Annotated in this window: 20 protein-coding genes; 17 read left to right on the top strand and 3 right to left on the bottom strand. The window is 60.9% G+C overall.

All coding sequences use genetic code 11. The annotated features are described in order from the left end of the window. Window positions 1-151: 151 nt before the first annotated feature. Window positions 152-844: a tellurite resistance TerB family protein gene (locus tag AC3ITY_RS05475; RefSeq protein ID WP_489308032.1), complete on the bottom strand. Its 693-nt coding sequence runs from the start codon at window positions 842-844 to the stop codon at window positions 152-154. 194 nt (window positions 845-1,038) lie between these two features. Here AC3ITY_RS05475 and AC3ITY_RS05470 point away from each other — a divergent pair, with 194 nt between their 5' ends. From AC3ITY_RS05470 to AC3ITY_RS05425, 10 genes are all read left to right on the top strand, one after another. Next, entirely contained in the window at window positions 1,039-1,953 is a 915-nt protein-coding gene (locus tag AC3ITY_RS05470) for a LysR family transcriptional regulator (RefSeq protein WP_007975056.1), read from the top strand. Window positions 1,954-2,100: 147 nt separating this feature from the next. Further along, complete coding sequence (locus AC3ITY_RS05465) at window positions 2,101-3,558, top strand: gamma-aminobutyraldehyde dehydrogenase (protein WP_489310786.1); 1,458 nt, start codon at window positions 2,101-2,103, stop codon at window positions 3,556-3,558. 84 nt (window positions 3,559-3,642) lie between these two features. Then, window positions 3,643-4,794 carry a putative ABC transporter substrate-binding protein YdcS gene (gene ydcS, locus AC3ITY_RS05460; RefSeq protein ID WP_046041056.1) on the top strand — a complete coding sequence of 384 codons (1,152 nt, stop codon included), beginning with the start codon at window positions 3,643-3,645 and terminating at the stop codon, window positions 4,792-4,794. A 248-nt stretch (window positions 4,795-5,042) separates the two neighbouring features. Next, window positions 5,043-6,080: an ABC transporter ATP-binding protein gene (locus AC3ITY_RS05455; protein WP_489308031.1), complete on the top strand. Its 1,038-nt coding sequence runs from the start codon at window positions 5,043-5,045 to the stop codon at window positions 6,078-6,080. Window position 6,081: 1 nt separating this feature from the next. Next, window positions 6,082-7,029, top strand: coding sequence for an ABC transporter permease (locus AC3ITY_RS05450; protein WP_223458749.1), 948 nt, complete (start codon window positions 6,082-6,084; stop codon window positions 7,027-7,029). Then, complete coding sequence (locus tag AC3ITY_RS05445; protein ID WP_046041051.1) at window positions 7,019-7,828, top strand: ABC transporter permease; 810 nt, start codon at window positions 7,019-7,021, stop codon at window positions 7,826-7,828. The genes AC3ITY_RS05450 and AC3ITY_RS05445 overlap by 11 nt, the downstream gene beginning before the upstream one ends. A gap of 146 nt (window positions 7,829-7,974) precedes the next feature. Next, window positions 7,975-9,399 carry a gamma-aminobutyraldehyde dehydrogenase gene (locus AC3ITY_RS05440; RefSeq protein ID WP_489308030.1) on the top strand — a complete coding sequence of 475 codons (1,425 nt, stop codon included), beginning with the start codon at window positions 7,975-7,977 and terminating at the stop codon, window positions 9,397-9,399. Between the two features lie 275 nt (window positions 9,400-9,674). Then, window positions 9,675-11,159 carry an APC family permease gene (locus tag AC3ITY_RS05435; RefSeq protein WP_489308029.1) on the top strand — a complete coding sequence of 495 codons (1,485 nt, stop codon included), beginning with the start codon at window positions 9,675-9,677 and terminating at the stop codon, window positions 11,157-11,159. Between the two features lie 263 nt (window positions 11,160-11,422). Next, window positions 11,423-11,671 (top strand): CopG family ribbon-helix-helix protein, encoded by a 249-nt coding sequence (locus tag AC3ITY_RS05430; protein ID WP_056721085.1) that lies wholly within the window; start codon window positions 11,423-11,425, stop codon window positions 11,669-11,671. Beyond that, the gene (locus AC3ITY_RS05425; RefSeq protein WP_082562882.1) at window positions 11,649-11,939 is read left to right on the top strand and encodes a type II toxin-antitoxin system RelE/ParE family toxin; all 291 of its coding nucleotides are present in this window, start codon (window positions 11,649-11,651) and stop codon (window positions 11,937-11,939) included. Before AC3ITY_RS05430 ends, AC3ITY_RS05425 begins: the two co-directional genes overlap by 23 nt. Before the next feature lie 36 nt (window positions 11,940-11,975). Here AC3ITY_RS05425 and AC3ITY_RS05420 read toward each other — a convergent pair whose 3' ends face one another. Beyond that, window positions 11,976-12,161: a hypothetical protein gene (locus AC3ITY_RS05420; protein ID WP_489308028.1), complete on the bottom strand. Its 186-nt coding sequence runs from the start codon at window positions 12,159-12,161 to the stop codon at window positions 11,976-11,978. Between the two features lie 418 nt (window positions 12,162-12,579). Between AC3ITY_RS05420 and AC3ITY_RS05415 the strand changes: the two genes are divergently transcribed. The 7 genes from AC3ITY_RS05415 (at window position 12,580) to aauR (ending at window position 21,193) form a co-directional block, all read left to right on the top strand. Then, on the top strand, window positions 12,580-14,208 hold the full coding sequence (locus AC3ITY_RS05415; protein ID WP_489308027.1) for a glucan biosynthesis protein D: 1,629 nt from the start codon (window positions 12,580-12,582) through the stop codon (window positions 14,206-14,208). Window positions 14,209-14,485: 277 nt separating this feature from the next. Beyond that, window positions 14,486-15,400: a glutamate/aspartate ABC transporter substrate-binding protein gene (locus AC3ITY_RS05410; protein WP_489308026.1), complete on the top strand. Its 915-nt coding sequence runs from the start codon at window positions 14,486-14,488 to the stop codon at window positions 15,398-15,400. A 194-nt stretch (window positions 15,401-15,594) separates the two neighbouring features. Next, window positions 15,595-16,341 (top strand): amino acid ABC transporter permease, encoded by a 747-nt coding sequence (locus AC3ITY_RS05405; RefSeq protein ID WP_223458733.1) that lies wholly within the window; start codon window positions 15,595-15,597, stop codon window positions 16,339-16,341. Continuing rightward, on the top strand, window positions 16,341-17,012 hold the full coding sequence (locus AC3ITY_RS05400) for an amino acid ABC transporter permease (RefSeq protein WP_489310784.1): 672 nt from the start codon (window positions 16,341-16,343) through the stop codon (window positions 17,010-17,012). The genes AC3ITY_RS05405 and AC3ITY_RS05400 overlap by 1 nt, the downstream gene beginning before the upstream one ends. Then, complete coding sequence (locus AC3ITY_RS05395; protein ID WP_007985725.1) at window positions 17,009-17,743, top strand: amino acid ABC transporter ATP-binding protein; 735 nt, start codon at window positions 17,009-17,011, stop codon at window positions 17,741-17,743. Before AC3ITY_RS05400 ends, AC3ITY_RS05395 begins: the two co-directional genes overlap by 4 nt. Before the next feature lie 223 nt (window positions 17,744-17,966). Continuing rightward, window positions 17,967-19,868 (top strand): two-component sensor histidine kinase AauS, encoded by a 1,902-nt coding sequence (gene aauS / locus AC3ITY_RS05390; protein WP_489308025.1) that lies wholly within the window; start codon window positions 17,967-17,969, stop codon window positions 19,866-19,868. Next, a complete protein-coding gene (gene aauR / locus AC3ITY_RS05385; RefSeq protein ID WP_223458730.1) occupies window positions 19,865-21,193 on the top strand; it encodes a two-component response regulator AauR in 1,329 nt (442 codons plus the stop codon). The genes aauS and aauR overlap by 4 nt, the downstream gene beginning before the upstream one ends. A gap of 153 nt (window positions 21,194-21,346) precedes the next feature. Here the strand turns inward: aauR and AC3ITY_RS05380 are convergent, their stop codons facing one another. Further along, complete coding sequence (locus AC3ITY_RS05380) at window positions 21,347-22,381, bottom strand: alpha/beta fold hydrolase (protein ID WP_489308023.1); 1,035 nt, start codon at window positions 22,379-22,381, stop codon at window positions 21,347-21,349. Window positions 22,382-22,408: the final 27 nt, after the last annotated feature.

Below are 22,408 nucleotides of genomic sequence, written 5' to 3'. Positions count from 1 at the left end.
GGCCGTGGAATGGCCATTGGGGCGGTGGTGTGGCTGAAAACGCCATCGCGAGCAGGCTCGCTCCCACATTGAATCTCTGGCGTACGCAGAATCTGTGATCACTGAAGACCTGATGTGGGAGCGAGCCTACTCGCGAATGCTGTCTGAAGGTTTACAGGGAAGCCTGGCGAACCTGCTTCTCAAGCTCGGCTTTCAACCCCGGCTCCAGCTTGAGCTGCCGCGCCAGTTCGTCGAGGTAGGCCTTCTCCATGAAGTTTTCCTCGTCCACCATCATCACGCTGGCGATGTACATCTCGGCGGCGATTTCCGGGGAGCGGGCGGCGCGGGCGACATCGCTCGGGTCCAGCGGTTTGTTGAGTTCGGCGTGCAGCCAGTGCTGCAGCTCCTGATCGCTGTCGAGCCGGGTGAATTCGCCTTCGATCAAGGCACGCTCGCGCTCATCGACATGACCGTCAGCCTTGGCCGCCGCCACCAGCGCCTTGAGAATCGCCTGACTGTGCAGCTCGACTTGCGCGGCCGGTACGCGGTCCAGGGTTTGCGATTCCGTAGTGGCTGCACCGCCCTGCTGCGCCTGCCAGTTACCCAAGGCCTTATAGGCCAGCACGCCCAACGCGGCGAGACCACCGTAGACCGCGACCTTGCCCCCGACTTTACGGGCCTTTTTGCTGCCGAGCAGCAAACCCATGGCGCCTGCCGCCAATGCCCCGCCACTCGCGCCGGAGAGCAAGCTGCCGAGGGCACTGGTGCCACCGCTCGCACCCTTTTGCTGTGAGCTGCCGGCCTTGTTCTGCAACAGGTCCTGGCCGGATTTGAGTAGTTGATCGAGCAATCCACGGGTGTTCATTTACCGCCTCCACAAGACATTTAGCCTGAAACCAAGACCACCAGCCTAAAACGAAAGTGCCCACGCCCCGTGGGCGAGAGTGCTTCCAGATGTTGCATTCCCTCAATGCGCACATTGCCGCTTGCGCCGGCCCATCAGAAAAAAAGATATACACTCTCGCCAATCGATAAAAACAGCCCACCGGGTGCTTTCCCATGATGACCTTGCGTCAGATCCGTCACTTCATCGCCGTGGCCGAGACCGGCTCGATCTCGGCCGCCGCGCAAACCGCGTTCATTTCCCAGTCGACCCTGACCCTGGCGATCCAGCAACTGGAAGAGGAAATCGGCGTCAGCCTGTTCAGCCGCCACGCCAAAGGCATGACCCTGACCCACCAGGGGCATCAATTCCTGCGTCAGGCGCACTTGATCCTGGCCACGGTGGATAACGCCAAGCGCAGCCTGCAACAGAGCACCGACCAGGTTGCCGGGCAACTGATCGTCGGTGTGACCAGCCTGGTGGCCGGTTATTACCTGGCGGATTTGCTCACCCGCTTCCAGCGCGCCTACCCCAACGTGGAAATCCGCGTGATGGAAGATGAGCGCCCGTACATCGAGCATTTGCTGGTCAGCGGCGAGATCGATGTCGGCGTATTGATCCTCTCCAACCTCGAAGACCGCCACGCGTTGCAGACCGAAGTGCTGACCCACTCCCCCCACCGGCTATGGCTGCCGGCCCAACACCCGCTGCTCGAACACGACAGCATCAACCTTGCCGACGTGGCCCGCGAGCCATTGATTCAACTGAACGTCGATGAAATGGACCGCAACGCCCAGCGCATGTGGTCGGCAGCCTCCTTGCAACCGCGCATCACCCTGCGCACGGCCTCGACCGAAGCGGTGCGAAGCCTGGTGGCCGCCGGATTGGGCGTGTCGATCCAGCCTGACATGACCTATCGCCCGTGGTCACTGGAGGGCGACATCATCGAAGCGCGGCCGATCGCCGACCTCAGCCAGACCCTGGATGTCGGCCTGGCGTGGCGTCGCGGCACCGCGCGACCGGCGCTGGTGGACCCGTTTCTCACGGTCGCCCGCGAACAACCCCACGGCGGGCGCAAGCCATCTATTTAATCGAACGCCACCTTCAGTATTTAGTATTTGTTGTCCTCGGGTCCGCGAACTAGTCTTGTTGCATCTAATAAAGACGGCCGGGCCCCAGTCACAGGGAGCGCTGCCATGTCTACACAAGAAGCCACACAAAAAACGAGAACCCGAAAAATGGCTGGCGCGCAGACCCCGTTGTTCACCGCATTGTTGATTGATGGTGAATTAGTCGCCGGTCAAGGCTGCGCCGAGCCGATTCTCAACCCCGCCACCGGGGAAGTCCTGACCCGGATCGCCGAAGCCAGCACCGAGCAAGTCGAAGCTGCCATCCTCGCCGCCCACCGCGCATTTGCCGGTTGGTCACGGACCACGCCACAACAGCGTTCGAACCTGCTGCTGGAGATCGCCAACGCCATCGAAAAAAACGCCGACCTGCTGGCCCGCCTCGAATCCATGAACTGTGGCAAGCCGCTGCACCTGGCCCGTCAGGATGACCTGAATGCCACGGTCGACGTGTTCCGCTTCTTTGCCGGTGCCGTGCGCTGCCAGACCGGCCAGCTCAGCGGCGAATACCTGCCGGGCTACACCAGCATGGTCCGTCGCGATCCTATCGGGGTCGTGGCTTCGATTGCGCCGTGGAACTACCCGATCATGATGGCCGCGTGGAAAATCGCCCCGGCCCTGGCCGCCGGCAACACGTTGGTATTCAAGCCGTCGGAACACACCCCGCTGTCGATCCTGGCCCTGGCGCCGGCGCTGGCCGAGATCCTCCCTCGCGGGGTGATCAACATCGTTTGCGGTGGTGGCGAAGGCGTCGGCAGCCATCTAGTGAATCACCCTAAAGTGCGCATGGTGTCGCTGACCGGCGATATCGTCACCGGCCAGAAAATTCTTCAAGCCGCCGCCAAAACCCTCAAGCGCACACACCTCGAACTCGGCGGCAAGGCCCCGGTGATCGTCTGCAACGATGCCGACATTCAGGCCGTGGTCGAAGGCGTGCGCACTTACGGCTATTACAACGCCGGCCAGGATTGCACCGCCGCTTGCCGCATTTATGCCCAGGCCGGGATTCATGACCGTTTGGTGGCCGAACTCGGCGCGGCCGTCAGCAGCCTGCGCTTCGCCGGTAAACGCGACGCCGACAACGAAATCGGCCCGCTGATCAGCACCCGCCAGCGCGACCGCGTGGCCAGTTTTGTCGAGCGTGCCCTCGGCCAGCCGCACATCGAGCGGGTGACCGGCGCGGCGGTGCATTCCGGCGCTGGCTTCTATTACCAGCCGACCCTGCTCGCCGGTTGCAAGCAAAGTGACGAGATCGTCCAGCGCGAAGTATTCGGGCCGGTGGTCACCGTGACCCGCTTCGATGAACTGGAACAAGCGGTGGACTGGGCCAACGATTCGGAATACGGCCTGGCCTCGTCGGTCTGGACCCAGAACCTCGACAAGGCCATGCAGGTCGCGGCGCGCTTGCAGTACGGCTGCACCTGGATCAACAGCCACTTCATGCTGGTCAGCGAAATGCCCCATGGCGGCCTGAAACGTTCGGGCTACGGCAAAGACCTGTCCAGCGATTCGCTTCAGGACTACAGCGTGGTGCGGCACATCATGGCCCGCCATGGCGAGCATCTCTGACTACGCTAATAACAAGCCATCAACGGCATGCTTCACCACGTTCAAGACACTGCCCCGACCATAATTAAAGAAGAGGGAATTCCCATGTTCGTGCACAAGACCGCACTGCTCAGTGCAATCACCACCGCGCTGCTGGCCAGTGCCAGTGTCCAGGCCGCCGAGCCGCTCAAAGCTGTCGGGGCGGGCGAAGGCCAACTGGATATTGTGGCCTGGCCCGGCTACATCGAACGTGGCGAGAGCGACAAGGCCTACGACTGGGTGACCGGTTTCGAGAAGGAAACCGGGTGCAAGGTCAACGTCAAGACCGCGGCCACTTCCGATGAAATGGTCAGCCTGATGGCCAAGGGCGGTTATGACCTGGTCACCGCATCCGGCGATGCGTCCCTGCGCCTGATCGTCGGCAAGCGTGTGCAGCCGATCAACACCGCGTTGATCCCGAACTGGAAAAACCTCGACCCGCGCCTCAAGGATGGACCGTGGTACGTGGTCAACAAGCAGACCTACGGCACCCCGTATCAGTGGGGCCCGAACGTGCTGATGTACAACACCAACGTGTTCAAGACCGCGCCCACCAGCTGGGGCGTGCTGTTCAACGCGGAAAACCTGCCGGACGGCAAGCCGAACAAGGGCCGCGTGCAGGCCTATGACGGCCCGATCTACATCGCCGACGCGGCGCTGTACCTGAAGACCGCCAAGCCGGAACTGGGCATCCAGAACCCGTACGAACTGACCGAAGCCCAGTACAAGGCCGTGCTCGACCTGCTGCGCGCCCAGCAGCCGTTGATCCACCGCTACTGGCACGACACCACTGTGCAAATGAGCGACTTCAAGAACGAAGGCGTGGTCGCCTCCGGTGCCTGGCCGTATCAGGTCAACGGCCTGATGAACGAGAAGCAGCCAATCGCCTCGACCATCCCGAAAGAAGGCGCTACCGGTTGGGCCGACACCACCATGATGCACGCCGAGGCCAAGCACCCGAACTGTGCCTACAAGTGGATGGACTGGTCGCTGCAACCGAAAGTCCAGGGTGACGTAGCAGCGTGGTTCGGCTCGTTGCCAGCGGTTCCGGCGGCGTGCAAGGAGAGCGAACTGCTCGGCGCCGAAGGTTGCAAGACCAACGGTTTCGACCAGTTCGACAAGATCGCCTTCTGGAAAACCCCGCAGGCTGAAGGCGGCAAGTTCGTGCCGTACAGCCGCTGGACCCAGGACTACATCGCGATCATGGGCGGCCGCTAAAAGTCATTCCGGTAGCTGCTGCGCGTCGATTATCCGCGCCCGGGCAGTGCTCGCCTCCTCACGTACTAACGTACGCTCCGGGGGCTGTGCGCTGGCCGGACACGACTAATCGCCGCTCGCGACGCTCCCGAAACGACTTTTCCACACCCCAAGCCTTGTCAGAAGCACAACGGTTTACGGAATAACTGTTTTTCAGAAGTCCAGGCAGGGCCGCTGCGACGGTCTTCGCCTTTTGGGAGTACCGCACCATGACGCTTGCAGTCCAGTTCACCAACGTTTCCCGTCTATTCGGCGAAGTGAAAGCCGTAGACCGGGTTTCCATCGACATCCAGGACGGCGAGTTCTTCTCCATGCTGGGGCCTTCCGGCTCGGGCAAAACCACCTGTTTGCGCCTGATCGCCGGCTTTGAACAACCGAGCGCCGGTTCCATCCGCATTCATGGTGAAGAGGCCGCCGGCCTGCCGCCGTACCAGCGCGACGTGAACACCGTGTTCCAGGATTACGCGCTGTTCCCGCACATGAACGTTCGCGACAACGTCGCCTACGGATTGAAAGTCAAAGGCATCGGCAAGGCCGAACGCCACAAGCGCGCCGAAGAATCCCTGGAGATGGTCGCCCTCGGCGGCTACGGCGAGCGTAAGCCGGTTCAGCTCTCCGGTGGTCAGCGCCAGCGCGTGGCCCTGGCCCGCGCCTTGGTCAACCGTCCACGGGTGCTGCTGCTCGACGAACCCCTCGGCGCCCTCGACCTGAAGTTGCGCGAGCAAATGCAGGGCGAGTTGAAGAAGCTGCAACGCCAGCTCGGCATCACTTTCATTTTCGTCACCCACGACCAGACCGAAGCGCTGTCGATGTCCGACCGCGTGGCCGTGTTCAACAAGGGGCGCATCGAACAAGTCGATAGCCCGCGTAACCTGTACATGAAACCGGCCACCACCTTCGTGGCGGAATTCGTTGGCACCTCCAACGTGATTCGCGGTGACCTGGCCAGGCAGCTCAGTGGCAATCCGCAGCCGTTCTCGATTCGCCCGGAACACGTGCGTTTCGCCGAAGGCCCGCTGGCCAGCCACGAGATTGAAGTCAGCGGTTTGCTCCACGACATCCAGTACCAGGGCAGCGCCACCCGCTACGAACTGAAACTGGAAAACGGCCAGACCCTGAACATCAGCCAGGCCAACAATCAGTGGATCGACAGCAGCGCGCAACACCAGGCCGGGCAGCGCCTTAGCGCACGCTGGGCACGGGAAGCGATGGTCCATTTGCACGACACCCTTGCAGGCGGGGTGTGAGATGAGCACTTTGGCTATTACTCAAACCTCGTCAGGCGGCTCGCCGTTGCGCAGGTTTTCCAACCTGTTATATCGCCGGCCGAACCTGTACCTGTCGATGCTGCTGGTGCCGCCGTTGCTGTGGTTCGGCGCGATCTACCTCGGCTCGTTGCTGACGCTGCTGTGGCAAGGTTTCTACACCTTCGATGACTTCACCATGGCGGTCACCCCTGACCTGACCCTGGCCAACTTCACCGCGCTGTTCCAGCCGTCGAACTTCGACATCATCCTGCGCACCCTGGGCATGGCGATTGTGGTGTCGATTGCCAGCGCCATCGTCGCGTTCCCGATTGCCTACTACATGGCGCGCTACACCACGGGCAAGACCAAGGCGTTTTTCTACATCGCGGTAATGATGCCAATGTGGGCCAGTTACATCGTCAAGGCGTACGCCTGGACGCTGCTGCTGGCCAAGGGCGGCGTGGCGCAGTGGTTCGTGCAGCACCTGGGGCTGGAACCGGTTCTGCAGTTCGTGCTGGGCATTCCGGGGGTTGGCGGCAGCACCTTGTCGACCTCACACCTGGGCCGCTTCATGGTGTTCGTCTACATCTGGCTGCCGTTCATGATCCTGCCGATCCAGGCTTCGCTGGAACGCCTGCCGCCGTCGCTGCTGCAAGCCTCCGCCGACCTCGGTGCCAAGCCGCGCCAGACCTTCATGCAAGTGATTCTGCCGCTGTCGATCCCGGGCATTGCCGCAGGCTCGATCTTCACCTTCTCGCTGACCCTGGGCGACTTCATCGTGCCGCAACTGGTCGGCCCGCCCGGCTACTTCGTCGGCAGCATGGTGTACGCCCAGCAAGGCGCGATCGGCAATATGCCGATGGCCGCCGCCTTCACCCTGGTGCCGATCGTGCTGATCGCCATTTACCTGTCCATCGTCAAACGAATGGGGGCCTTCGATGCACTCTGAGAAAGCCTCAATAGGCCTGAAAATCGCAGCTTGGGGCGGGCTAGTGTTCCTGCACTTCCCGATCCTGATCATCTTCCTGTACGCCTTCAACACCGAAGACGCGGCGTTCAGCTTTCCGCCCAAGGGCTTCACTCTGAATTGGCTCAGCGTGGCGTTCTCGCGGCCGGACGTGCTCGAAGCCATCAAGCTGTCGTTGCAGATCGCCTCGATTGCCACTCTGATCGCCATGGTCCTTGGCACGCTGGCGTCCGCCGCGTTGTATCGCCGCGACTTCTTCGGCAAGCAAGGCATCTCGCTGATGCTGATCCTGCCGATTGCCCTGCCGGGGATCATCACCGGGATCGCGCTGCTGGCGACCTTCAAGACATTGGGCATCGAACCGGGGATGTTCACCATCATCGTCGGCCACGCGACCTTCTGTGTGGTGATCGTCTACAACAACGTCATCGCCCGCTTGCGCCGCACCTCCCACAGTTTGATCGAAGCCTCGATGGACCTCGGCGCCGACGGCTGGCAGACCTTCCGCTACATCATCCTGCCGAACCTCGGCTCGGCGTTGCTGGCCGGTGGCATGTTGGCGTTCGCGCTGTCGTTCGACGAAATCATCGTCACCACCTTCACCGCCGGCCATGAACGCACCCTGCCGCTGTGGCTGCTCAACCAGCTCAGCCGCCCACGGGACGTGCCGGTGACCAACGTCGTGGCGATGCTGGTGATGCTGGTGACCATGCTGCCGATTCTCGGCGCCTATTACCTGACCCGAGGCGGCGAAAGCGTTGCGGGTAGTGGTGGCAAGTAATTCCGCACTGACAACGACTACCCCTGTGGGAGCGAGCCTGCTCGCGAAAGCGTCCTGAAGGACGCCAAAAAGCTTCGTCGGATTGCCGCCCGGAGCAGGCTCGCTCCCACAGAAAAACAAGAACAGCTTGTAAGAGGACAAATGCCATGCAAACCAAACTCTTGATCAACGGCCAACTGCTCGCCGGCGAAGGCCCCGCCCAACCCGTATTCAACCCGGCCTTGGGCCGTGTGCTGGTGGAAATCAACGAAGCCAGCGCAGCCCAGGTCGATGCCGCCGTGCGCGCCGCCGACGCCGCGTTCGACAGCTGGTCGCATACCCCGCCGAAAGCGCGTTCGCTGCTGCTGCTCAAACTGGCCGATGCCATCGAAGCCCACGGCGAAGAGCTGGCCAAACTGGAATCGGACAACTGCGGCAAGCCCTACAGCGCCGCGCTGAACGACGAGATCCCGGCGATTGCCGACGTGTTCCGCTTCTTCGCTGGCGCCAGCCGTTGCATGAGCGGCTCGGCCGGTGGCGAATACCTGCCCGGCCACACCTCGATGATCCGCCGCGACCCGGTGGGCGTGATCGCCTCCATCGCGCCGTGGAACTACCCGCTGATGATGGTCGCCTGGAAAATCGCCCCGGCCCTGGCCGCCGGTAATACCGTGGTGCTCAAGCCGTCGGAACAAACCCCGCTGACCGCCCTGCGCCTGGCCGAACTGGCGTCGGACATTTTCCCGGCTGGTGTGCTCAACCTGGTGTTCGGTCGTGGTCCTACCGTCGGTAGCCCGCTGGTGACCCACCCGAAAGTGCGCATGGTGTCGCTGACCGGTTCGATTGCCACCGGCTCGAACATCATTTCCAGCACCGCCGACAGCGTCAAACGCATGCACATGGAATTGGGCGGCAAGGCCCCGGTGATCATCTTCGACGACGCCGACATCGATGCCGCCGTCGAAGGCATCCGCACCTTCGGTTTCTACAACGCCGGGCAAGACTGCACCGCCGCCTGCCGCATCTATGCCCAGGAAGGCATCTACGACAAGTTCGTCGAGAAACTCGGCGCAGCCGTCAGCAGCATCAAGTACGGCCTGCAGGATGATCCATCGACCGAACTCGGCCCGCTGATCACCGCGCAACACCGCGACCGCGTAGCCGGTTTCGTCGAACGCGCCGTAGCCCAGCCGCACATCCGCCTGATCACCGGCGGTAAAGCTGTCGAAGGCGACGGTTACTTCTTCGAACCGACCGTGCTGGCCGACGCGCAGCAGGACGACGAGATCGTGCGTCGCGAAGTGTTCGGGCCAGTGGTGTCGGTGACCAGATTCAGTGATGAAGCACAGGTGCTGGGCTGGGCCAACGATTCGGAGTACGGCCTGGCCTCCTCCGTGTGGACCGCGGACGTCGGTCGTGCCCATCGCCTGTCGGCCCGTTTGCAGTACGGCTGCACCTGGGTGAATACGCACTTCATGCTCGTCAGCGAAATGCCCCACGGCGGTCAGAAACTGTCCGGCTATGGCAAGGACATGTCCATGTACGGGCTCGAGGACTACACCGTTGTGCGGCATGTGATGTTCAAGCACTAGAAAAAGCATCGCCTGTAGGAGCGAGCTTGCTCGCGATGGACGTCAACGATGACGCGGGGATCCTGACGCCCCGCGGTGTCCTCAGGTTTTTCGCGAGCAAGCTCGCTCCTACAGCGAACGTGTCACCGCGGTTTCAAGGCAGAAACCGGCAGTACGCACCACCAGGCTCCACCCCAAAGAAGACAAAACAATAACCACCGATCCGGGCGGCGCCCCCAAGGCCCCGTCACGGTTTCGGACATCCGAAATCTGCCGATTTTCCGGAGCAATCACACATGAGTGCATCACCCGATCTCTCTGTAGCCCTTGCCGACAGCGATGCCGAGCAACTACGCAAACTGGGTTACACCTCCAACTTCAACCGCAGCATGAGCCTGTGGGAAAACTTCGCCCTGGGCTTCACTTACCTGTCCCCGGTCGTCGGGGTGTATACCCTGTTCGGCCTGTGCCTGGCCGCGGGCGGGCCACCGATGTTCTGGGCCTACTTGCTGGTCGGTTGCGGCCAGTTGCTGGTGTGCCTGATCTTCGGTGAAGTGGTTTCGCAGTTCCCGATTTCCGGCGGTGTGTACCCATGGGCTCGCCGCTTGGTGGGCAAACGCTGGGCGTGGATGGTCGGCTGGATCTACTCCATTGCCCTGTGCGTCACTATCGCGGCGGTCGCCGTGGGTGCCGGTCCGTACCTCGCCGCCATGATGGGCTTTGAACCGAGCAACAACACCAACATCATCATTGCCCTGTTCCTGACGCTATTCGCCACCCTGGTCAACCTGAGCGGCACCAAAGTGCTGGCGCGGATCGCCATGTTCGGCTTCCTCTGCGAACTGGTGGGCGCGGTGATCGTCGGCGTTTACCTGCTGATTTTCGAGCGTCATCAGCCCATCAGCGTGTTGTTCAACACCTTCGATATCAGCGTCGACGGCTCGTACCTGCCGGCCTTCCTCACCGCGTCGCTGGCGGGGATGTTCCTGTACTACGGCTTCGAGGCTTGCGGCGACGTGGCCGAAGAAACCCCGAACCCGAGCAAGAAAATCCCGGTGGCCATGCGCATGACCATCTACATCGGCGGTATCGCGGCGATGTTCGCCTGCCTGGCACTGATCCTCGCCGTGCCGGACATGCAAGCGGTGATCAACGGCACCGACAAGGATCCAGTCACCACCATCCTCAACAACGCGTTCGGGCCGGTGGGTTCGAAAGTGGTGATGGGCGTGGTGATGATTTCCTTCATCTCCTGCGTGATCAGCCTGCAAGCGGCGGCCAGTCGTCTGCTGTATTCCTACGCCCGTGATGAAATGGTCATCGGCAGCCGACTGCTGAAAAAGATTTCCCCTACGACCCAGGTTCCAGTTGCCGCACTGTTCGTGTCCGGCGTCCTACCGGCACTCATCATCATCCTCGGCTTCTTCCTGCAGGATGCGGTTGCAACCATCGTCAGCTTCGCGGCGATCGGCATCTACCTGGCGTTCCAGATGATCGTGCTCGCAGCACTCTACGCACGCATGAAAGGCTGGAAACCCAGCGGAAAATTCACCCTCGGTGCCTGGGGCTGGCCGGTGAACATCGGCGCGCTGGTCTATGGTGTCGGCGCCATCATCAACATGGCCTGGCCACGTACGCCGGATGCCGCGTGGTACATCAACTACGCGATGGTGCTGAGCACTGCCATCGTGATTGGCCTGGGCTTGCTCTACATGTGGATCGCCAAGCCGTATGACCACGGTACGGCGCCTGCGGGGGATGCTTGGAAAGTCAGCCGGTAACGGCATTCGCCCCGGTGCCGTCGTGGTGCCGGGGCGATCTAAAAAAACCAACACGGATTGAATATGGATATCCCCCCCGACGGGCGTTGAGTCGGTTAACCCCATCTCGTTGCGTTTGCATCCGGCAACACATCCCTCTCTCTCGTTCGTGTTCGCCGCACTAGAGTTTCGTGCAGCCCATGCACGCCTGCGGTTGACGAAAACCCCGGCTCGGCCTAGGGTGTTTACGTCGTTTACAGCGTATACACCTTAGGAGAGCCATCATGGCCTCACCCGTTTTGTCTTTTCGCGTCGAAGAACAATTGGCACAGCAGCTGGATTTATTGGCTGCGGCGACCGACAGAGATCGTCAGTACCATCTCAAGCGTGCATTGGTTCGATATGTGGAAGCCGAGTCCTGGCATCTGCAAGCCATCAGTGACGGCATCGCCGATGCCGACGCGGGGAAACTCACCGATCTGGATGCCGTGAAGGCTAAGTGGGCAAAACGTGCCGAGCGTAGTACTGACTGAAAAAGCCGATAGCGATCTCGATGCCATTCACGAACACTACCGAAAGGTAGTTGGCGCAAAAGCCGCTCTCGAAATCATTTCCACGATGTTGCAATCCTTTGAACTGTTGGAACAGTTTCCCGGCTCGGGCAGGCCTTCAGGCATGCCCGATGTCCGAGAGTTGGTACTTGGCCGTTTTCCCTTTATCGCCCCTTACCGATTTTCCCAAGGCCAGGTACAAGTTCTGCGCGTGCTGCATCAGCGATCCGAGCGTTCCCAGGATTGGTAGATGAGGGCATCCAGCCAGGACGGGATGCCCCATACTTCAAAACCTCGAAACACTCCTCATCGCATCCACCAGATACCTCATCGCGATCCTGTCGCTCTCCGAGAGCTCCCGATAGCGCTCCACCAGTTTCATTTCCTCGCTATTGAGTCGGCGTCTTCGTCGCCCCAGGGTCAGACACGGAAAGATTCCCAACAATTCAGTGATGTTCTGTACTTTCGACATGGACGATGTCCTTCTCTAGACGTCAAAGAAACTGCAAAAAACCGCATCGCCCTATCCCTTTTTCAGCAGCCGCTGGGTGCCCGCTGAACCGCACCGGTCCGAAGGGCATAAACCGGTCATATGCACAGAATAGAAATATTCCGGGCGCTGAAAAGCGGTTTTTAGAGTAATTAGTCGAAAAAAGCAGAAATGCCCTGTAAATCAGAAACCCCTGTCGGAATTGTTTCCCGACATGTCTTGTTTCATTGCCGAGCCATCGCAGTGCCATCAATCAATTTTGCTCTGCAATCGAACGGTTTAAGCTGTCGGGCATCTGTTTAAAAGTCCGTTGCGTTTGGCCGAAGGCATGTCCGAACCGATATTACTGATCCAGCACGCGCCAGGAACGGCGCGGGATTGCTCACGACAGGTTGTATTTATGCACCGCAGGAATTTGCTCAAAGCCTCCATGGCCATCGCGGCCTACACCGGCTTGTCCGCCACGGGGCTGTTGGCCGCCCAGGCTTGGGCCGCCAGTGGCGGCACCGCTGATGGCGAGGCCACCGCGTTCGATTTCGAGGCGCTGAAGCTCCAGGCCAAACAGCTCGCCAGCAATCGCTACCAGGACACCAAGCAACAGTTGCCGCCGACCCTGGCGACCATGACGCCGCAGAACTTCAATGCGATCCGCTACGACGGCAATCATTCGTTGTGGAAAGAACTCAAGGGTCAGCTGGACGTGCAGTTCTTTCACGTCGGCATGGGGTTCAAGCAGCCGGTGCGCATGTACAGCGTCGATCCGAAAACCCGGATGGCCCGCGAGGTGCATTTCCGTCCGTCGCTGTTCAACTACGAAAACACCACGGTCGACACCGCGCAGCTCAAGGGCGACCTGGGGTTCTCCGGCTTCAAGTTGTTCAAGGCCCCGGAATTGGACAAGCACGACGTCGTGTCCTTCCTCGGCGCCAGTTACTTCCGTGCGGTGGATGCTACCGGCCAGTACGGCTTGTCGGCCCGCGGACTGGCCATCGATACCTACGCCAAAAAACGTGAGGAATTCCCGGACTTCACCAAGTTCTGGTTCGAGACGCCGGACAAGGACAGCACCCGCTTCGTGGTCTACGCCTTGCTCGACTCGCCGAGCGCCACCGGTGCCTACCGCTTCGATATCGACTGCCAGGCCGAGCGCGTGGTGATGGAGATCGATGCCCACGTCAACGCACGCACCGCCATCGACCAATTGGGCATCGCGCCGATGACCAGCATGTTCAGCTGCGGCACCCACGAGCGCCGCATGTGCGACACCATTCACCCGCAAATCCACGACTCCGATCGCCTGGCCATGTGGCGCGGCAACGGCGAGTGGGTCTGCCGCCCGCTGAATAACCCGGCGACCCTGCAATTCAATGCCTTCGCCGATACCGACCCGAAGGGCTTCGGCCTGGTGCAGACCGACCACGAGTTCGCCAGCTATCAGGACACAGTCGACTGGTACAGCCGCCGCCCAAGCCTGTGGGTCGAACCGACCACCGCATGGGGCGAAGGCTCGGTCGATCTGCTGGAGATTCCCACCACCGGCGAGACCATGGACAACATCGTCGCCTTCTGGACCCCGAAGAAACCGGTGGCGGCCGGCGACTCGCTGAACTACGGCTACAAGCTGTACTGGAGCGCATTGCCGCCAGTCGGAACGCCGTTGGCACGGGTCAATGCGACCCGTTCGGGCATGGGCGGCTTCACCGAAGGCTGGGCGCCAGGCGAGCATTACCCGCCAGTCTGGGCCCGTCGTTTTGCCGTGGACTTCACTGGCGGCGGCCTGGACCGCTTGCCTGAAGGCGCGGGCATCGAGCCTGTAGTCACTTGCTCAAACGGCGAGGTCAAGGATTTCAGCGTGCTCAAGCTCGATGACATCAAAGGCTACCGCATCCTGTTTGACTGGTACCCGACCAGTGACAGCGTCGAGCCTGTCGAGCTGCGCCTGTTCATCCGCACCAACGACCGCACGTTGAGTGAAACCTGGTTGTACCAGTACTTCCCGCCAGCGCCGGACAAGCGCAAATACACCTGACACCCGAGTAGCACCCAGCCACCATTCGGTTTTCCGAACGCGACCTGCGGGTCGGTTCGGTTAACCGGATCATCTCACTGAAATTTCAACGCAAAAAATATTTAATTTCCTTATAAATCAATTACTTGATCAATTGAGACTGGTCTGGCACGAGTCATGCTCTACACTTCTTCGACGAATGTCCTTTGCGCCGACTCTCAATAGCGCTCAGGTGTTTTGCAGCACAAAAGGGCCGATGACCTGGCTCCATAAAAAAAACAATGTCGAGGAAAATTTGATGCGCATCGTTCCCCACATCCTGGGCGCAGCCATTGCTGCCGCTCTGATCAGCACTCCAGTTTTCGCCGCCGAACTCACCGGCACCCTGAAGAAGATCAAAGAGTCCGGCACCATCACTCTGGGCCATCGTGACGCTTCCATTCCGTTTTCCTACATTGCAGACGCTTCCGGCAAACCGGTCGGCTATTCCCACGACATCCAGTTGAAAGTCGTCGAAGCGCTGAAAAAAGACCTCGACATGCCGAACCTCCAGGTCAAGTACAACCTGGTGACTTCGCAAACCCGTATCCCGCTGGTGCAGAACGGCACCGTGGACCTCGAGTGCGGTTCCACCACCAACAACGTCGAGCGTCAGCAGCAAGTTGACTTCTCCGTTGGCATCTTCGAAATCGGTACTCGCCTGCTGTCCAAGGCAGACTCCAAGTACAAGGATTTCCCTGACCTGGCCGGCAAGAACGTCGTGACCACCGCCGGCACCACGTCCGAGCGCATCCTCAAGGCGATGAACGCCGACAAGCAGATGGGCATGAACGTCATCTCCGCCAAAGACCACGGCGAATCCTTCCAGATGCTGGAAACCGGCCGTGCCGTGGCTTTCATGATGGACGACGCCCTGCTGGCAGGTGAAGCAGCCAAGGCCAAGAATGCGAAAGACTGGGCAGTGACCGGTACTCCACAGTCCTACGAAATCTACGGCTGCATGGTGCGCAAAGGCGACGAGCCGTTCAAAAAGGCTGTGGATGACGCCATCAAGGCCACCTACGCATCGGGCGAGATCAACAAGATCTACGAAAAATGGTTCATGCAGCCAATCCCGCCAAAAGGCCTGAACCTGAACTTCCCAATGAGCGAAGAACTCAAGGTCCTGATCGCCAAACCGACCGATAAAGCGGCTGACGACAAGAAGTCCTGATTTCTGACTAACCTTATCTCCTGAGAGGGCCCTCGCCCTTTCAGGAGGTGGTCACTTCCTGCTGGCATTTTTTGGAAACACTCGAACCGGTGGCTGTCGAGCCGGGAGCGTGTGCCTGTCCCTCAAGGACAGACGGGAACGGAGCTTCCCCCAAGCGGGCACTTGTACATCGATTGAACTGAGGGGAGACCCTAATGAATTACAACTGGGACTGGGGCGTGTTCTTCAAGTCCACCGGCGTGGGCAGCGAGACCTATTTCGACTGGTACATGACTGGTCTGGGCTGGACCATCGGCATCGCCATCGCGGCCTGGATCATCGCCCTGACACTGGGGTCGATCCTGGGTGTCATGCGTACCGTGCCGAATCGCATCGTATCGGGCATCGCCACCTGCTACGTCGAACTCTTCCGTAACGTGCCGCTGCTGGTGCAGCTGTTCATCTGGTACTTCCTGGTACCCGACCTGCTGCCGGCAGACCTGCAAGAGTGGTACAAGCAGGATCTGAACCCGACCACCTCGGCCTTCCTCAGCGTCGTCGTGTGCCTGGGCCTGTTCACCACAGCTCGCGTTTGCGAACAGGTGCGCACCGGTATCCAGGCCCTGCCAAAAGGCCAGGAATCCGCGGCCCGCGCCATGGGTTTCAAGCTGCCGCAGATCTACTGGAACGTGCTGCTGCCCCAGGCCTACCGGATCATCATTCCACCGCTCACCTCGGAATTCTTGAACGTTTTCAAGAACACCTCCGTGGCCTCGCTGATCGGCTTGATGGAATTGCTCGCGCAGACCAAACAGACCGCCGAGTTCTCCGCCAACCTGTTCGAAGCCTTTACCCTGGCAACGCTGATCTACTTCACCCTGAACATGAGCCTGATGTTGCTGATGCGCCTGGTCGAGAAGAAAGTCGCCGTACCGGGCCTGATCTCCGTAGGGGGTAAATGATGGAATTCGACTTCTCAGGCATCATCCCGTCCCTGCCGGGCCTGTGGAACGGCATGATCATGACCCTCAAGCTGATGGCCATGGGCGTGATCGGCGGGATCATCCTCGGCACCATCCTGGCGCTGTGCCGTCTGTCGCACAATAAACTGCTGTCGAACCTGGCCGGCGCCTACGTCAACTATTTCCGCTCGATCCCGCTGCTGCTGGTGATCACCTGGTTCTACCTGGCGGTACCGTTCGTGCTGCGCTGGATCACTGGCGAAGACACGCCGATCGGCGCGTTCGCCTCGTGCATCGTGGCCTTCATGATGTTCGAAGCGGCGTACTTCTGCGAAATCGTCCGTGCCGGTGTGCAGTCGATTCCCAAGGGCCAGATGGGCGCTGCCCAGGCACTGGGCATGAGTTACGGGCAGATGATGCGCCTGATCATCCTGCCGCAAGCGTTCCGCAAGATGACTCCGCTGTTGCTGCAACAGAGCATCATCCTGTTTCAGGACACCTCGCTGGTCTACGCCGTCGGTCTGGTGGACTTCCTCAATGCTTCGCGCGCCAGTGGCGACATCATTGGCCGCTCCAATGAGTTCCTGATTTTCGCGGGTCTCGTGTACTTCACCATCAGCTTTGCCGCCTCGCAGCTGGTCAAGCGTCTGCAAAAAAGGTTCGCCGTATGATCTCTATCAAAAGCATCAACAAGTGGTATGGGGACTTCCAGGTACTGACTGATTGCAGCACCGAGGTCAAAAAAGGCGAAGTGATCGTGGTGTGCGGGCCATCCGGTTCCGGCAAATCGACCCTGATCAAGTGCGTCAACGCCTTGGAACCGTTCCAGAAAGGCGACATCGTGGTCGACGGCACCTCCATCGCCGACCCGAAGACCAACCTGCCGAAACTGCGTTCCCGCGTGGGCATGGTGTTCCAGCACTTCGAGCTGTTCCCGCACCTGACCATCACCGAAAACCTGACCATCGCGCAGATCAAGGTGTTGGGCCGCAGCAAGGAAGAAGCCACCAAGAAAGGCCTGCAACTGCTCGAGCGCGTCGGTCTCTCGGCCCATGCCCACAAGCATCCTGGCCAACTGTCCGGTGGTCAGCAACAGCGTGTGGCGATTGCCCGTGCGCTGGCGATGGACCCGATCGTCATGCTGTTCGACGAACCGACCTCGGCGCTGGACCCGGAAATGGTCAACGAAGTGCTCGACGTGATGGTGCAACTGGCCCACGAAGGCATGACCATGATGTGCGTGACCCACGAAATGGGCTTCGCCCGTAAAGTCGCGGACCGGGTGATCTTCATGGATGCCGGCAAGATCATCGAAGACTGCAAGAAAGAAGAGTTCTTCGGCGACATCAACGCCCGCGCCGATCGCACGCAGCACTTCCTCAACAAGATTCTGCAGCACTAAGAAAGACGGTAACTGGATTGCCCTTGTGGCGAGGGAGCTTGCTCCCGCTGGGTCGCGCAGCGGCCCAAAAACCTGAAAATGCATTGTGTCTGACACACCGCATTTATCGGTTTTACGACTGCTTCGCAGCCGAGCGGGAGCAAGCTCCCTCGCCACAGGTTCCGCGTTCGGCAGGAAACCAGAGCAAGCCCGTTGCCATGCTGGTTGACCCAAGGCATCTGTGATGAAATGCGACCCCAATCTTTATCGCGCAGCGTCGCCATCACTCGCCGTGAAACCCCGTCTGGTTCGTCATTTGTTCCTGCCGCCGCTGATCATCGCCATGATGATCGGCCTGGGCTATATCGGCTTCTGGATCAGTGAACACTACGGCATCCGCAGCCTTGGCGAAAACGGACAGCGTCAGCTGGAACTGCACGCCCGCGCCGTCGAAAGCGAAATCAGCAAATACACCTACCTGCCCAGCCTGCTGGAACTCGAAACCAGCGTTCCGCAGTTGCTGGCCGACCCGACTCCGGAACACCGGCAGACGGTCAACGATTACCTCGAAGGCCTGAACCGGCGCAGCCGCAGTCGGGCCATCTACGTGATGGACACCACCGGCCGCGTCATGGCCACCAGCAACTGGCGCGATGTCGACAGTTACCTGGGTGAAGACCTATCCTTTCGCGCCTATTTCCAGAACGCCGTGCGTGGCCAGCCAGGGCGCTTCTACGGCATCGGCAGTACCAACGGTGAACCCGGTTACTACCTGGCCCATGGCCTGGAAGAACACGGCAAGATCATCGGCGTCGCGGTGGTCAAGGTACGCCTGGAAGCCATGGAAGAACGCTGGCAACGGGCACGCCTGGAAGCCTTCGTCAGCGACGAAAACGGCATCATCATTCTGTCCAGCGATCCGGCGCGGCGCTTGAAATCGGTGGTGCCGCTGAGCGAAGAAACCAAGGAAAAACTCGCCCGCAGCCTGCAGTACTACTGGTTCCCGCTCAACGAACTGCAGCCGCTGGCCCGGGAAACCCTGTCCGAAGGCGTGGAAAAACTCACGTTCCCGGCCAACAGCGAGCTGGTGTCCGACGACGAAAACATCAGCTACCTGGCGCAAACCAGGCCGTTGAGCGATACGCCGTGGAACTTCACCCTGCTCACGCCGCTGCAGGATCTGCGCCGCGAAGCGATCAATCAGGGGATTCTGGTGGCCGTGGCGTTTGCCCTCCTGGCGTTCCTGCTGATCGCCTGGAACGAGCGGCGCAAAGTGATCGCCACCCGCCTCGCGGCCCGGGAAGCCTTGCAGGAAGCCAACAACCAGCTGGAGCGTCGGATTACCGAACGCACCACTGACCTGCGCGCCAGCAACGAACGGCTCAAGGGCCAGATCCGCGAGCGCCGGCAGGCCGAAGAGACCTTGCGCCGCGCCCAGGATGAATTGGTACAGGCAGGAAAACTCGCGGCCATCGGCCAGATGTCCACCAGCATCGCCCACGAACTGAACCAGCCGCTGGCGGCGCTGCGCACCTTGTCCGGCAATACCGTGCGCTTCCTCGAACGCGGCCAGCTCGACGTGGCCAGCACCAACCTCAAGACCATCAACGAACTGATCGACCGCATGGGCCGGATCACCGCCAGCCTGCGCTCGTTTGCCCGGCGCGGTGACGACAAGGGTCAGGCCTGCCTCGGCAAAGGCGTGGACGCGGCCTTGCAATTGCTCGGTGGCCGGGTGGAAAACATTCAGCTGCAACTGCACCGCGATTTCAACGATGTACAGGTGCAGATCGACCAGACCCGCCTGGAGCAGATTCTGGTCAACCTGATCGGCAACGCCCTCGACGCCATGCAAGCGCAGCCGCAACCCGAGCTGTGGCTCGAAGGCGAAGAGTTCGATGGCAAATACCGCCTGCGGGTGCGTGACAACGGCCACGGCATCGACGCCGAAGCGCGCAAGCACCTGTTCGAACCGTTCTTCACCACCAAACCCGGCGAACAGGGCCTGGGCCTGGGCCTGACCCTTTCCGCCAGCCTCGCCGCCGCCACCGGCGGTCACCTGGGTGTAGAGCACCCGGCCAGCGGTGGTACCGCATTCGTCCTCAGTTTACCGTTGGTAAGCCCCACTCCCGCCGAGCCGATATGAACAACGACCTTAGTGTATTGATCGTCGAAGACGACCCCCATGTGCTGCTCGGCTGCCAACAGGCGCTGACCCTGGAAGACATTCCCTGCATTGGCGTGGGCAGCGCCGAAGAAGCCCTGGAGCGGGTCGGCGACAACTTCGCCGGCATTGTCGTCAGCGACATTCGCCTGCCGGGCATCGATGGCCTGGAGTTGCTGACCCGCCTCAAGGCCCGCGACCGCAGCCTGCCGGTGGTGCTGATTACCGGCCACGGCGACATTTCCATGGCCGTCGGCGCGATGCAGAAAGGCGCCTACGACTTCATGGAAAAACCCTTCTCCCCCGAACGTCTGGTGGACGTCGCCCGCCGCGCCCTGGAGCAACGCAGCCTGGCGCGGGAGGTGACGTCGCTGCGTCGGCAACTGGCCGAACGTGATTCCCTGGAAGGACGGATCATCGGTCGCTCGCCGGCCATGCAGAACCTGCGGGAGCTGATCGCCAACGTTGCCGATACCTCGGCCAACGTGCTGATCGAAGGCGAGACCGGCACCGGCAAGGAATTGGTTGCGCGCTGCCTGCATGATTTCAGTCGGCGGCACACCAAGCAGTTCGTCGCGCTGAACTGCGGTGGCCTGCCGGAGAACCTGTTCGAAAGTGAAATATTCGGCCACGAAGCCAACGCCTTTACCGGCGCGGGCAAACGACGGATCGGCAAGATCGAACACGCCGACGGCGGCACGCTGTTCCTCGACGAAGTGGAAAGCATGCCCCTGCCCTTGCAGATCAAACTGCTGCGGGTGCTGCAGGAACGCACCCTCGAACGCCTCGGTTCGAACCAGAGCGTAGCGGTGGATTGCCGCGTCATCGCAGCGACTAAATCCGACCTCGTCGAGTCGAGCAAGGCCGGCGAATTCCGCAGCGACCTGTATTACCGCCTCAACGTAGTGACCCTGGAACTGCCACCGCTGCGCGAGCGCCGCGAGGACATCCTGCAACTGTTCGAACACTTCTTGCAGCAGTCGTCCCTACGCTTCGACCGCACGGTGCCGGAGTTGGACAACCAGACCGTTTCGAACCTGATGAGCCACGACTGGCCGGGTAACGTGCGTGAACTGCGTAACGTTGCCGAGCGCTTTGCCCTGGGCCTGCCAGCGTTCAAGAAAACCGGTGCCGGCGCCAGCAATCAGGGTCTGGCCTTTGCCGAAGCGGTGGAGGCGTTCGAGCGCAACCTGCTCAGCGATGCCTTGCAACGCAGCGGCGGCAACCTGACCCAGGCCAGCCAGGAACTGGGCATGGCCAAGACCACCTTATTCGACAAAGTCAAGAAGTACGGGCTAAGCCACTGATGGACCTGATTCTCAAAGCAACCCTGGGCGCGGCGATGGTGCTGGCGTGATTGATGGCGGCCACGGCTTTGGTGACTGTCTGGCTACGCTTTCACGGATAAATGCATTCTCCTGTGGGAGCGAGCCTGCTCGCTCCCACAAGTAATAGGAGGGTCAGAGAAGGTTGCGATCGGCCACAGGCTCGATCTGTGCCCAGTGTGAAGTGTCTTCACGGTGCTCGCGCAAATACGGCAACACTGCCCCCAGCAACGGCGCCTTGAATGCCTCCTGGAAGCGATGGGCCAGGCCCGGAATCAAGATCAATTGACTGCCACGCAGATGCGCCGCCAGATGCACCCCGTGCATCACTGGCAGCAGCGGGTCGGCCGTGCCGTGCACCACCAGTGCCGGGACCCGCAACTGGTTGAGCAACGCCACCCGGCTCGGCTCGGCGAGAATGGCCATGATCTGGCGTTTCACGCCTTCGGGATTGAACGCCCGGTCATAGGACAGCGCCGCCTGATGCAGCAGCGCCTGGCGATCATCGGTGACCATCGGGCTGCCCAGCGCCGCCAGCAAGTCGGCCTGTTGCTCCAGGGCCACTTCGCGGTTCGGTGCACCGCGCCGGGCCAACAACTGCACCAGCGCCGCACTCGGCGCCGGCAAGCCTTCGGCGCCGGAAGTGGTCATGATCAGGGTCAGGCTCTCGACCCGTTGCGGTGCCATGGCCGCCATATGCTGGGCGATCATCCCGCCCATGCTGGCGCCCAACACGTGGAATTGATCGATGTGCAAGGCGTCCATCAGTCCCAGGCCATCGTCGGCCATATCGGTCAGCGAATACGGCGACGACACCGGCAATCCGAGTTTGTAGCGCAGCACTTCGAAGGTCAGGTTGGCTTCGGCCGGTGCTTGCCGCCAGGTCGACAGGCCGACATCGCGATTGTCATAGCGGATCACCCGGAACCCCTGCTGGCACAGCGCGACCACCACCTCGTCCGGCCAGTGAATCAATTGCCCGCCCAGGCCCATCACCAGCAGCAATGCCGGATCCGACGCACGACCGATGCTCTGGTACGCCAGGCTTACCTGGGCCAGATCCACCCGTTCGGTCGGAACATTGACGTCACAACGCGAAGCCGCCAGGGATGGCAGGCCGAACATCAGCGCGGTCAAAAATACGATTCGTGAAAAGAATGAAGCACCCATGAAAAAACACCAAAACGCAGAACCCCA

It is taken from the genome of Pseudomonas sp. GL_091, from assembly GCF_057837725.1.
The sequence above is the reverse complement of the archived record's forward strand: the minus strand, read 5'-3'. Positions and strand labels throughout refer to the sequence as shown.